A 12567-nucleotide genomic window follows, 5' to 3' on the forward strand; every position below is an offset into this window, starting at 1 on the left:
GACCGCGGAGGGGAGCGCGGCGGGTTTGATCCGCGGAGGCGAATCGGGAGGGGGAGCCGTCAGCCGAGGGGCGGGGGAGCCGCCGGTGCCGTCAGGGCGGCCAGGGCCATGCTTTCCAGCAGCGGCCGGGCCCGCTTGAGCGCCATCCGGCGGCCGTGGTTCCGCACCGAGTGCGGTGTGGAGTTGATCAGGCCGAAGGTGGCGTGTGCCCGCATCCGCAGCTCGGCCGGATCGGTGTCGGGATGCACCCCGGCCAGGACGTCTACCCAGAGTTCAACGTAGCTGCGCTGCAGGGCGCGGACCTCGGCCTCGTCGCCGTCGTCGAGGTTGCTGAAGTCCTGGTCCTGGACCCGGATGACATCAGGGTTGCTGAGGGCGAAGTCGACATGGAACTCGACCAGGCCGGCGAGGGCCGCGGCGGCGCCGTCGGAGCCTTCGACCACGCTGCGCCCGCCTTCCAGCAGGTCCTGGCTGACGGTGAGTAGCAGGGCCCCCAGGACCGCCTGCTTGCCTGCGAAGTGGCGGTAGACGGCGGGTCCGCTGACCCCCGCCGCGGCGCCGAGGTCTTCCAGCGAGACGCGGTTGAAACCGTCGGCGGCGAAGAGGGCGGCGGCCGCAGTAAGGAGCGCCTTCCGGCGGTTCTCCTTGGCCTGGCTTCGCTGGGTGGTCTGGCTGGACTCGGTCACCGGCGCGTCCCTTCTTAACTGTCCTGTGTTGGACATCACAGTTAATAGAGACTAACCTAAATCTCAGTTATGCGTTACTAACCGAAATGGCCGGGATGCCCACTGGGGCCAACGCACCACGGCCGAGGACGGAAGCAGTCAATGGAGACCATCGCCAGCCAGGTGAACGCCGGAAGCGCCGGCTACGCCGCGAACCGCGAGGCACAGCTCGGCCTGGCCCGTGAGCTGAAGGAGCGCCTCGCCGCGGCCGCGCTGGGCGGCCCGGAAAAGTCCCGGGAACGCCACGTCGCGCGCGGCAAGCTCCTGCCGCGCGAGCGCATCGACCGGCTGCTCGACGACGGCAGCCCCTTCTTGGAAATCGCCCCGCTTGCGGCCAACGGCATGTATAACGATGAATCACCCGGTGCCGGCGTGATTGCCGGGATCGGTCTGGTCCACGGCCGCCAGGTCCTGGTCATCTCAAACGACGCCACGGTCAAGGGCGGCACCTATTACCCGATGACGGTGAAAAAGCACCTCCGGGCGCAGGAAATCGCGCTCGAGAACCGGCTGCCCTGCATCTACCTGGTGGACTCCGGCGGCGCGTTCCTGCCCAAGCAGGACGAGGTCTTCCCGGACAAGGAGCACTTCGGCCGGATCTTCTTCAACCAGGCGAAGATGTCCGCGGCGAAGATTCCGCAGATCGCCTCCGTAATGGGCTCCTGCACCGCCGGCGGCGCCTACGTCCCCGCAATGAGCGACGAGACCGTGATCGTGCGCAACCAGGGCACCATCTTCCTGGGCGGGCCGCCGCTGGTGAAGGCTGCGATCGGCGAGATCGTCACGGCCGAGGAACTCGGCGGCGGCGAGGTGCACTCCAAGATCTCCGGCGTTACCGACCACCTCGCCGAGAACGATGAACACGCACTGCAGATTGTCCGGGACATCGTTTCCACCCTGCCGAAGCCGGCGGCCCCCGCCTGGGACGTGGACACCGTCGTCGAACCGCTGGCCGACCCGGACGAGCTCTATGGCGCCGTCCCCACCGACGTCAACGCGCAGTACGACGTGCGCGAGGTCATCGCCCGGCTGGTGGACGGCAGCCGCTTCCACGAGTTCAAGAAGAACTACGGCACCACCCTGGTCACCGGCTTCGCGAAGTTGCACGGCCACCCGGTCGGGATCGTGGCGAACAACGGTGTGCTGTTCAGCGAATCCTCGCTCAAGGGAGCCCATTTCATCGAGCTCTGCGACCAGCGCGGCATTCCGCTGATCTTCCTGCAGAACCTCTCCGGCTTTATGGTCGGCAAGGACTACGAGCAGGGTGGCATCGCCAAGAACGGCGCCAAGATGGTCACCGCCGTCGCCACCGCCCGCGTGCCCAAACTGACCGTGGTAATCGGCGGGTCCTTCGGTGCCGGCAACTACTCGATGTGCGGCCGGGCCTACTCGCCGCGCTTCCTCTGGATGTGGCCGGCGTCGCGGATCTCCGTGATGGGCGGCAACCAGGCCTCCAGCGTGCTCGCGACCGTCAAGCGGGACCAGTACGAGGCCCGCGGCGAGGAATGGTCCGCCGCAGACGAGGAGGCCTTCAAGGCCCCGATCAAGGCCCAGTACGAGGACCAGGGCAGCCCCTACTACTCCACCGCCCGCCTCTGGGACGACGGCGTGATCGACCCGGCGGACACCCGCACCGTCCTGGGACTGGCGCTCGACGTCGTCTCCCGCACCCCGCTGCCGGAGACCTCCTTCGGCCTGTTCCGGATGTGAGCCCCGCTGTGACTGTTACCCCCACCCCAACCAAGCCGCTCTTCGGCACCGTCCTCGTCGCCAACCGCGGCGAGATCGCCTGCCGCGTGATCCGCACCCTCCGCACCCTCGGCATCCGGTCGGTCGCCGTCTATTCCGACGCCGACGCCGACGCCCGGCACGTGCGGGATGCCGACGTCGCCGTCCGGATCGGCCCTGCGGCCGCCACCGAGAGCTACCTCAAGATCGAGGCCATCATCCAGGCCTGCCGCGACACCGGCGCCGAGGCCGTGCACCCTGGCTACGGGTTCCTCAGCGAGAACGTGGAGTTCGCCCGCGCCCTGGAAGCCGCTGGGATCACGTTCATCGGCCCCGGCGTCGAATCCCTCAACGTCATGGGTGACAAGATCCGCTCCAAGAACCACGTCATCGGCTACGGCGTCCCGGTGGTGCCCGGCATCGCCGAACCCGGCATGAGCGACGCTCAGCTGATCGAAGCCGCCGCCGGCGTCGGGTTCCCGCTGCTGATCAAGCCCTCCGCCGGCGGCGGCGGTAAGGGTATGCACATCGTCGAACGCGCCGAGGACCTTGAAGCGACCCTGGCCACCGCACGCCGGGTCGCGGCCAGCGCCTTCGGCGACGACACTTTGTTCCTCGAACGGCTCGTCACCACCCCGCGGCACATCGAGGTCCAGGTTCTTGCGGACAACCACGGCAACGTCATCCACCTCGGGGAGCGCGAGTGCTCGCTGCAGCGCCGCCACCAGAAGGTTATCGAGGAAGCACCGTCCCCGCTGCTGGAGTCCCTGCCCGACGGCGCGGACGTCCGGGCTCGGATCGGTGAAGCCGCCTGCCAGGCCGCGCGCAGCGTCAACTACTCCGGCGCCGGGACGGTGGAGTTCCTGGTCTCGGACAACGCCCCGGACGAGTTCTTCTTTATGGAGATGAATACCCGGCTGCAGGTCGAACATCCCGTCACCGAGATGGTCACCGGCGTGGACCTGGTCGAATGGCAGGTCCGGATCGCTGCAGGCGAGGAACTCACGGTGACCCAGGACGACGTCGTCCTCACCGGCCACTCGGTGGAGGCCCGCGTCTACGCCGAGATACCGGAGAAGAACTTCCTGCCGTCTATCGGACGCGTCGTGCTGCTGGACGAAGGACTGGATGCCGCAGCGGGCCGCGTCCGTGTCGACTCCGCATTGCTGGAGGGCCTGCTGATCTCCTCAAACTACGATCCGATGATCTCCAAAGTCATCGCGTGGGGCGAGGACCGCAATGCCGCCTTGGCCACACTGGATGCGGCGCTCGCGGGCTATACCGCCCTGGGGATCGATACCAACGTCGAGTACCTCCGGCTGCTGATCAACGACGCCGATGTCTGTGCCGGACGGCTCGACACCGGCCTGATCGAACGCAAGATGCCCGAGTTCACGTTCCGGCATGCGGGCGACTTTGAGCTGGCAGCTGCCGGCGTCTTCGCCGCGGCGACGCGGGAACCCGGTCCAGACGACGCCGGGGAAGGCCCGTGGCATCGCCGTGACGGGTGGAGGCTCGGTGAAGCCGCCCCGCGCCGGGTCAGTCTCGGAACACCCGACGGCGGGGTCGCCACCGTTGAGGTGTCCGGCTCGGTAGGGCAGGGGACGGCGACCGTCAGCGTCAATGGCGGCCCGCAACGCACGGCATCGTTGGGTTTCGCCCGACGCAACCACGCAGAGGTGACCCTCGGCGGAGAAGCCCGGCGGTTCTCCCTCGCACAGGTTTCCACGGGACCCCACCACCCGGGGCCGGACAGCCCGGCGCCCACCGACATATTCCTCGGCAACGAGGGTTGGTCCTGCCGCCTCGAGGTCCTCACTCGCGAAACCAGGCTTGCCCGGGTGCTCGCCGCCGTCGAACGCGAGGAGGGTGCGGCGGACCCGGCGGTGCGCTCGCCGATGCCCGGCACCGTGGTGTCCGTCTCGGTCGGCAACGGCGACACCGTGGAAGCCGGACAGGTCCTGCTGGCGGTGGAGGCCATGAAGATGGAGCACCAGCTGGTGGCGCCCCTCGACGGGACCGTGCACATCAGTGTCAGCTCCGGCGACCTGGTCAAGGCGGACCAGGTCCTCGCCACGATCCACCCCGCCGCGCCGGTTCCGCCGGACAACGCGGCGGAGGACACCGTCGAGGAATCCGTCATCGCCATGGGCGCCGCGGACTAGCGCCCCACACTTTCAACACCACACCGCACCACAGCCACCCCAGACACAGGAGTCACCCCATGCCAGACTTTGAACTCAGCGAGGACTACCAGGACCTCAGCGAAACCGTCCGCGAATTCGCCGACCAGGTGGTGGCCCCGGTCTCCGCCAAGCACGACGAAGAGCACAGCTTTCCCTACGAGGTCGTCTCCCAGATGGCGGACATGGGCTTGTTCGGCCTGCCGTTCCCGGAAGAGTTCGGCGGCATGGGCGGGGACTACTTCGCCTTGGCCCTGGCCCTCGAACAGCTCGGCCGGGTGGACCAGTCGGTCGCCATCACCCTCGAGGCCGGCGTCTCGCTCGGCGCCATGCCGATCCACCGCTTCGGCAACGACGCGCAGAAACAGGAGTGGCTGCCGCTGCTGGCCTCTGGAAAGGCGCTCGCAGGCTTCGGCCTGACCGAGCCCGAGGCCGGCTCCGACGCCGGCGGCACCAAGACCACCGCGCGCCTCGAAGGCGGGGAGTGGGTCATCAACGGCAACAAGGAGTTCATCACCAACTCCGGTACCGACATCACCAAACTCGTCACCGTCACCGCTGTGACCGGCCAGGAGGAACGCCCGGACGGCAGCGTCAAGAAGGAAATCTCCACCATCCTGGTGCCCACCAGCACCCCCGGCTTCACGGCGGAGAAGGCCTACAACAAGGTCGGCTGGAACGCCTCGGACACCCACCCGCTGACTCTCGCAGACGTCCGCGTTCCGGAAGCGAACCTGCTCGGCACCCGTGGCCGCGGCTACGCGAACTTCCTCTCCATCCTCGACGAGGGCCGGATCGCGATCGCCGCGCTGGCGGTGGGCGCCGCCCAGGGCTGCGTGGACCAGGCCGTGAAATATGCCAAGGAGCGCAGCGCCTTCGGTCAGAACATCGGCAAGTACCAGGCCATCGCGTTCAAGATCGCCCGGATGGAAGCACGTGCCCACACGGCCCGGCTGGCGTACTACGACGCGGCCGCCCGGATGCTTGCCGGCAAGCCGTTCAAGACGCAGGCCGCCATCGCTAAGATGGTCGCAGGCGAGGCAGCCATGGACAACGCGCGGGACGCCACCCAGGTGTTCGGCGGCTATGGCTTCATCAACGAATTCACCGTGGCGCGCCACTACCGCGACTCCAAGATCCTTGAAGTCGGCGAGGGCACCACGGAGGTCCAGCTGATGCTGATCGCCCGCGAACTGGGACTGTAGCCGGCCGGAAGGATCCTGCGATGATCAACAAAGTTGTTGCCAGCGCCGCCGAGGCCGTCGCGGACATCCACGACGGCGCGTCGCTCGCCGTCGGCGGTTTCGGGCTGTGTGGCATCCCGGTGGCCCTGATCGACGCCCTGCACGAGGGCGGTGCGACCAACCTGGAGACCGTGAGCAACAACTGCGGCGTGGACGACTGCGGGCTCGGCATCCTGCTCAAGGACGGCCGGATCCGCCGCACCATCAGCTCCTACGTGGGGGAGAACAAGGAATTTGCCCGCCAGTATCTGGCCGGGGAACTCGAGGTAGTCCTCACCCCGCAGGGCACGCTGGCGGAGAAGCTGCGGGCCGGCGGGGCCGGCATCCCGGCGTTCTACACGCCCGCCGGTGTCGGGACCCAGGTCTCCGACGGCGGCCTGCCGCAGAAGTACGACGCCGACGGGAACGTCGCGATCGCCTCCGCGGCCAAGGAAGTCCGCAGCTTCCACGGCGCCGACTATGTGTTGGAGGAGGCACTGACCCCGGACTTCGGACTGGTGCACGCCTGGAAGGGCGACCGGCACGGCAACCTGGTGTTCCACGCCACCGCGATGAACTTCAATCCGCTCTGCGCCATGGCCGGCAGGGTCACCATTGCCGAGGTCGAGGAGCTGGTGGAGCCGGGCGAGCTGGACCCGGAGCACGTCCACGTCCCCGGGATCTTCGTCCAGCGGGTGGTCCTCGCGCCCCAGGCGGAAAAACGGATCGAAAAGCGCACCGTCGCGGTGCCCGCCGCCGGCACCGCGTCCCCCATCACTTCCACAACCACCCAGAAGCCAGGAGCCTAGCCGTGGAGACGAACAACTCGCAGGGAGCGCCGCCCCGGCCCGAAGCGGTCCGCCACGAATACCGGCGCCCAGCCGTCGAGCACGCCGGCGGCGACGGCGGGAAGGGCTGGACCCGCAACGAGCTGGCCGCCCGGGTGGCGCAGGAACTGCACAACGGCCAGTACGTCAACCTGGGCATCGGGATGCCCACGCTGATCCCCAACTACATCCCGGCCGGCGTCGAGGTGGTGCTGCACTCGGAGAACGGCATCCTCGGCGTCGGGCCGTACCCGGCCGAGGACCAGGTGGACCCGGACCTGATCAACGCCGGCAAGGAGACCGTCACGGTCAACAAGGGCGCCGCGTTCTTCGACTCCGCCGCCTCCTTCGGCATGATCCGCGGCGGCCACGTCGACGTGGCGGTGCTCGGCGCCATGGAAGTGGCGCAAAACGGGGATCTCGCCAACTGGATGATCCCCGGCAAGATGGTCAAGGGCATGGGCGGGGCGATGGACCTGGTCTTCGGCGCCAAGAAGGTGATCGTGATGATGGAGCACGTGGACCGCAACGGCAACCCGAAAATCGTGGAGCGGTGCACCCTGCCGCTCACCGGGAAGGCCTGCGTGGACCGGATCATCACCGACCTTGCCGTGATCGACGTCGTGACCGACGGCGGCAAGTCCCGGCTGGTGCTGCGCGAGCTGGCGCCCAACGTCACCGCGGAGGACGTGGCCGCGGCCACCGGCGCCGAACTCTTCGAGGAAGACCAGGAACTGACGGTATGACAACTGATTCCCAGCACGCGGCTGAACCCCGGGTCATCGAACCCCGTGTCATTGAACAGCGCGGACTCTACTTCGACGAGCTCGAGGAGGACGTGGTCTACGCGCACCGGCCCGGCCGGACGGTCACGGAGGCGGACAACGTCCTTTTCACCACCATGACCATGAACACGCAGGCGCTGCACCTTGATGCAGCGTGGAGCGCTGAGCAGCCCTTCGGCCAGCGCCTGATGAACTCCATGTTCACCCTGGCCACGGTGGTGGGACAGTCCGTCCCGCAGCTGACCCAGGGCACCATCATCGCGCAGCTGGGGCTCACGGACGTGTCCTTCCCGCACCCCATGTTTCACGGCGACACGCTGTACACGGAGACGGTGGTGACCGGAAAGCGGCTGTCCTCCTCCCGGCCCGGCCAGGGGATCGTGACTATGAAGCACACCGGCCGGAACCAGCACGGCAAGGTCGTGGCGCTCGCCACCCGCAGCTGCCTGATGTGGACACGGGACGCGCATTCCGAAGCCCGCCACGCGCACAAAAGTGCAGAATAGAACCATGAGTTTCCTGATGGGCCCCGCCCTGCTGTTTTGCCCCGCCGACCGCCCCGAGCGCTACCAGAAGGCGGCCGAGCGCTCCGACGCCGTGATCGTGGACCTCGAGGACGCCGTCGCACCCGCGGACAAGCAGCGCGCCCGCGGCGCCATCCTCGCCCAGCTGGGCTCCGCCGGGGACGTCCCCGAGCTGGACCCGAGCCGCACGATCATCCGGATTAACCCGGCCGGCACGGAAGAATTCGAAAAGGACCTGCACTGCCTGAAGCACACCCCGTACCGGCACGTCATGCTCGCCAAGGCAGAGAGCGCCGCCCAGCTCAAGGAGCTTGAGGGCTACAGCGTCATCGCTTTGTGCGAGACGGCCGCCGGCATCATCAACGCCGCCGCCATCGCCGCGGAGCCCAACGTGGTGGGCCTGATGTGGGGCGCCGAGGACCTGCTCGCCTCACTGGGGGGCACCTCCAGCCGGAACGACGACGGCGGCTACCGCGCCGTGGCGCTGCACGCGCGCTCCACCGTGCTGCTGGCCGCCCGGGCGTCCGGCAAGGACGCGATCGACTCCGTTTACGTCAACATCCCGGATCTGGACGGCCTCGCCGCCGAGGCCCGGGACGCCGTCGCCTCCGGGTTCGGCTCCAAGGCCTGCATCCACCCGAACCAGGTCGCCGTCGTCCGCGAAGCCTACGCCCCGTCCGAGGCGGAGGTGGCCGCGGCCAACGAGCTGCTCGACGCCGCCGCTGCCGCCGGCTCCGGGGTGTTCCAGCACCAGGGGAAGATGATCGACGGGCCCATCCTCAGGCACGCCGAGGCCACACTGCGCCGCGCGGGCCGCTCCTGACCTTGGCCTCCGCGAGATGGCAGGTCGCGGCAGTGTTTCACTCTGGCACTGCCGCGAAGTGTCATCTCGGGCTTAGCAGCGCCACAGCTACCAGTAAAAAACAAAAGCACGGGCCGGGAGTCTGAGGACTCCCGGCCCGTGCTTCATGTTTTGCGGCTTCTTATATGCCGACGGCGCCCGCAGGCTCCCGTCGATTAGGGCTGGGGGCCGGCCTTTACTGCCAGTACCGGGCACTCCGCCTCAAGCAATATCCGTTGGGACGTGCTGCCCAAGATCAGCTTGCCCACGGGGGTGCGGCGGCGCAGACCGATCACAATCAGGTCAGCATTATGCTCCTCTGCGGCATCCAGTACCTCCGCGGCCGCATCATGGCCACGGACCGGCTGCTTGATCACGTGGTCAATTCCCTGAGCAGCGAGCCGGTCTTCGATGCTTTGGATCTCTGGCTCCTGCGCGTACCGGTTATCCACCAGCGCATCACCCTTGGAGGAGTTGATGACCAGCAGCCTCTTGTTGCTTTTCCGCGCCTCGCCAATGGCCTGGGCCAGTGCTGCTTCGCCCTCGGGTGTCGGGACGTATCCCACCACGATCGTCATGGTAGCTCCTTGTTTCTGCTGAATGTGGGTAGATGGGTTCGGCGAAAGGCGCAGGGCGCCTACTCAGTCGCTGTAGTCGGCTGCGCCGGAATTGGCTGGAAGCAGTGAGCCGCGATCCGGGCGGTTGCGGCGGATCAGCTTGGAAGCGAACGGCCACAGCAGGATGATAGCCACGATGACGTAGACTCCGACGGCGATCGGCTCGCTCCACAGACCGGCCGGATCGCCGGCGGAGAGCTGGAGCGTCTTGCGCAACTGCCCCTCGAGGCGCGGCCCCAGGATTACGCCCAGGACCAACGGCAGGACGGGAAGCCCGAAGCGCCGCATCATGAACCCCAGCGCCCCAAGGACCAGCAGCATCACCAGGTCGAACGCCTGCAGGTTCACCGAATAGGCGCCCAGCGTGGCGAAGAACAGGATCCCGGCGTAGAGGTACGGGCGGGGGAGCTGCAGGAGCTTCGCCCAGACCGGTGCCAGCGGAAGGTTGATGATCAGGAGCAGCAGGTTGCCGATGAAGAGGCTGGCAATCAGCGCCCAGACCAGCGGCCCCTCGCTGGAGAACAGCTGCGGGCCGGGCTGGATGCCGTAGGACGTGAAGGCTGCCAGCATGACGGCGGCCGTGGCGTTCGTGGGCAGGCCCAGTGCCAGCATGGGCGTCAGCGTGCCCGCAGCTGCGGCATTGTTGGCGGCTTCCGGGCCGGCAACGCCTTCGATGGCGCCGTGGCCGAATTCCTCGGGGTGCTTGGAGAGCCTCTTCTCCGTCACGTAGGACAGGAAGGTTGGGATCTCCGCGCCGCCTGCCGGAAGGGCTCCGAACGGGAATCCGAAGGCAGTGCCGCGGAGCCAGGGCTTCCAGGACCGCTTCCAGTCCTGCTTGCCCATCCACGGACGGCCCACCGGGATGATGTGCAGGGGACTGCGGCGCAGGTGCGCGGCAACCCACAGTGCCTCGCCGACGGCGAAGATGGCCACCGCCACCACCACGATGTCCAGGCCGTCGGCCAACAGCGGCAGACCGAAGGTGAGGCGCTGCTGGCCGGTGACGGAATCTATGCCAACAAGTCCGATTGCCAGGCCCAGGCCCAGGGACGCGAATCCACGCAGCCGGGAGGAACCCAGCACGGCAGTGACAGCCAGCAGGGCGAGCACCATGATCGCGAAGTAACTGGGCGAGCCCAGGCTGACGGCGAACTGGACAACGATCGGCGCACACACGGCCAGCAGTGTTGTACCGATGGTTCCGGCTACGAATGAACCGATGGCTGCCGTGGCCAAAGCCTGCGCCGCCCTTCCGGCTTTTGCCATCTTGTTGCCCTCGATGGCCGTGACCACCGATGAGGACTCGCCGGGGGTGTTGAGCAGGATGGACGTCGTGGAGCCGCCGTACATGCCGCCGTAGTAGATGCCGGCGAACATGATGAACGCGCTCGTCGGTTCAAGGGCGTAGGTGACAGGGAGCAACAAGGCCACGGTCATCGCCGGGCCCAAGCCGGGCAGGACGCCCACGGCGGTGCCGAGGACGACGCCGATGACCGCGTACAGGAGGTTCATGGGGGTCAGGGCGGTGGCGAAGCCGTCCATGAGCGAGGAGAAGACATCCATCAGAGAACCCCCTCCAGCAAACCGGCAGGCAGGGCGATGCCGAGGCCCAGGTAGAAGCCATAGAAGGTCAGGACGGACAAGGCCAGGGAAATGAGGCCGTCACGGACGAAGTGCCGCCCGCCGAGGGCCCAGACGCTGCCCCAGAACAGAACTGTTCCCGAAATCACCCAACCGGCCCAGTCGATGAGCAGAATGTTGACCACGAAAGCGCCCACGAGGGGCAGCACGGTCTTCCAGTCCACGGGATGCGCCAGATCAATATCCTCGCCGCCTTCGGCCTCGCCCTTGCCGCCGCGCAATACGTCCACTGCCAACAGCAGGGCGCAGACGATGAGCAGGCCGGCCACGATGAAGGGGACCGTTTTCGGGCCCACCGGATCCGACTGCGAATACGGCGTCGCCAGGCCGTTGGCGTCGAGAAAGACCACCACGCCGGCCGCCCCGAGCAGGAGGGCGACCCCCAGCTCGGGGCGGCCGGTGAGCCGTGAGGCCGCCGTTGGTGCAGAACTCACGCCAAACCAAGCTTCGTGAGGACGTCCGCCACCCGCTTGTCCTGCTCCGTCAGGAACGTCTTGAACTCGTCACCGGTGACAAAAGCATCGGTCCAGCTGTGCGTCTTCAGCGCTTCTTTCCAGGCCGCGGTGCCGTGCATCTTCTCGAGGGCTGCGATCAGGCTTGCCTTGTCGGCGTCGCTGATCCCCGGAGGGGCGACGACGCCGCGCCAGTTCGTGAACACCAGGTCGATGTTGGATTCCTTGAGGGTGGGTGCGTCAACGCCGTCCAACCGCTCGGCGCCGCTGGTAGCCAGGACGCGGACCTCGCCCGATTCGATCTGCTTGAGGTACTCACCGGCGCCGGAGGCCGCGAAGCCGAGCTTGTTGCCCAGGATGGCCGGGAGGAGGTCGCCGCCGCCGTCGTAGGAGACAAAGTTGACCTTGGTGGCGTCGATTCCTACTGCTCCGGCGAGCTGCATGGGAAGCAGGTGGTCGGGGCCGCCCGGCGAGGACCCGCCGCCGACCGCGATGGAACCCGGGTTGGCCTTCCACGCCTTCACCAGGTCATCAATGGTCTTGAAGGGCGAATCCTTGCCAACCATGATGGCACCGGGCTCTTCAATCAGCCTGGCCAGCGGCGTGGTGTCCGTCAGCTTGGCCGTGGACTTGTTGGTGTAGCTGGCGCCGACGACGCCCAAGCCCATCAGCATGGCGAGGTCGCCGTTGCCCTTTTCGTTGACCACGCGGGCCAGGCCAACGGTTCCGCCGGCGCCGGCGAGGTTGAAGACCTCGGTGTTGGCGGCGATCTTCTCGTCGTCGAGAACCTTCGCTGCCGCCCGTGCGGTGGTGTCGTAGCCGCCCCCGGCCGTGTTGGGGACCAGGATCTGGAGCCCGGTGACGGGGCCGGCGGAAGCGCTGGAGCTGCCGCTCGGTGAGCTCTTTGCGGTGGCCCCGCAACCGGTGGCCATCAGGGCGATGCCGGCAGCGACGGCGGCAATTCGCAATGCGCGGACTTGGCGCATGGTGTTCCTCTTCTCAGTAAAGTTCTCGGTGAAAC

The 12567-nt window shown here is 67.5% G+C and carries 12 protein-coding genes; 7 read left to right on the forward strand and 5 right to left on the reverse strand.

The features are described 5' to 3' along the window. Positions 1 to 59: 59 nt before the first annotated feature. Positions 60 to 722: an SACE_7040 family transcriptional regulator gene (locus AC1MBE_RS15370; RefSeq protein WP_479779410.1), complete on the reverse strand. Its 663-nt coding sequence runs from the start codon at positions 720 to 722 to the stop codon at positions 60 to 62. Between the two features lie 105 nt (positions 723 to 827). Between AC1MBE_RS15370 and AC1MBE_RS15375 the strand changes: the two genes are divergently transcribed. The 7 genes from AC1MBE_RS15375 to AC1MBE_RS15405 are packed head-to-tail and all read left to right on the forward strand — an operon-like array spanning position 828 to position 8818. Next, on the forward strand, positions 828 to 2435 hold the full coding sequence (locus AC1MBE_RS15375) for a carboxyl transferase domain-containing protein (RefSeq protein WP_479779412.1): 1608 nt from the start codon (positions 828 to 830) through the stop codon (positions 2433 to 2435). A gap of 8 nt (positions 2436 to 2443) precedes the next feature. Then, positions 2444 to 4618, forward strand: coding sequence for an acetyl/propionyl/methylcrotonyl-CoA carboxylase subunit alpha (locus AC1MBE_RS15380; protein ID WP_479779413.1), 2175 nt, complete (start codon positions 2444 to 2446; stop codon positions 4616 to 4618). Positions 4619 to 4677: 59 nt separating this feature from the next. Continuing rightward, positions 4678 to 5841, forward strand: a complete 1164-nt coding sequence (locus AC1MBE_RS15385; RefSeq protein ID WP_479779415.1) for an acyl-CoA dehydrogenase family protein — start codon at positions 4678 to 4680, stop codon at positions 5839 to 5841. A gap of 20 nt (positions 5842 to 5861) precedes the next feature. Next, positions 5862 to 6668, forward strand: a complete 807-nt coding sequence (locus AC1MBE_RS15390) for a CoA transferase subunit A (RefSeq protein WP_479779417.1) — start codon at positions 5862 to 5864, stop codon at positions 6666 to 6668. 2 nt (positions 6669 to 6670) lie between these two features. Continuing rightward, positions 6671 to 7432 (forward strand): CoA transferase subunit B, encoded by a 762-nt coding sequence (locus AC1MBE_RS15395; RefSeq protein WP_479779418.1) that lies wholly within the window; start codon positions 6671 to 6673, stop codon positions 7430 to 7432. Next, complete coding sequence (locus tag AC1MBE_RS15400; protein ID WP_479779420.1) at positions 7429 to 7977, forward strand: MaoC family dehydratase; 549 nt, start codon at positions 7429 to 7431, stop codon at positions 7975 to 7977. The genes AC1MBE_RS15395 and AC1MBE_RS15400 overlap by 4 nt, the downstream gene beginning before the upstream one ends. A gap of 4 nt (positions 7978 to 7981) precedes the next feature. Continuing rightward, positions 7982 to 8818, forward strand: coding sequence for an HpcH/HpaI aldolase/citrate lyase family protein (locus AC1MBE_RS15405; protein ID WP_479779422.1), 837 nt, complete (start codon positions 7982 to 7984; stop codon positions 8816 to 8818). Between the two features lie 194 nt (positions 8819 to 9012). On the opposite strand, the gene AC1MBE_RS15410 is transcribed toward AC1MBE_RS15405, so the two are convergent. From AC1MBE_RS15410 to AC1MBE_RS15425, 4 genes are all read right to left on the reverse strand, one after another. After that, positions 9013 to 9414 carry a universal stress protein gene (locus AC1MBE_RS15410; RefSeq protein WP_479779424.1) on the reverse strand — a complete coding sequence of 134 codons (402 nt, stop codon included), beginning with the start codon at positions 9412 to 9414 and terminating at the stop codon, positions 9013 to 9015. Between the two features lie 63 nt (positions 9415 to 9477). Beyond that, positions 9478 to 11016 carry a tripartite tricarboxylate transporter permease gene (locus AC1MBE_RS15415; RefSeq protein ID WP_479779426.1) on the reverse strand — a complete coding sequence of 513 codons (1539 nt, stop codon included), beginning with the start codon at positions 11014 to 11016 and terminating at the stop codon, positions 9478 to 9480. Then, positions 11016 to 11528: a tripartite tricarboxylate transporter TctB family protein gene (locus tag AC1MBE_RS15420; protein WP_479779427.1), complete on the reverse strand. Its 513-nt coding sequence runs from the start codon at positions 11526 to 11528 to the stop codon at positions 11016 to 11018. The genes AC1MBE_RS15415 and AC1MBE_RS15420 overlap by 1 nt, the downstream gene beginning before the upstream one ends. Then, positions 11525 to 12532: a Bug family tripartite tricarboxylate transporter substrate binding protein gene (locus tag AC1MBE_RS15425; RefSeq protein WP_346959284.1), complete on the reverse strand. Its 1008-nt coding sequence runs from the start codon at positions 12530 to 12532 to the stop codon at positions 11525 to 11527. Before AC1MBE_RS15425 ends, AC1MBE_RS15420 begins: the two co-directional genes overlap by 4 nt. Between the last annotated feature and the right edge of the window lie 35 nt (positions 12533 to 12567).

It is taken from the genome of Arthrobacter sp. BG5, assembly GCF_056680155.1.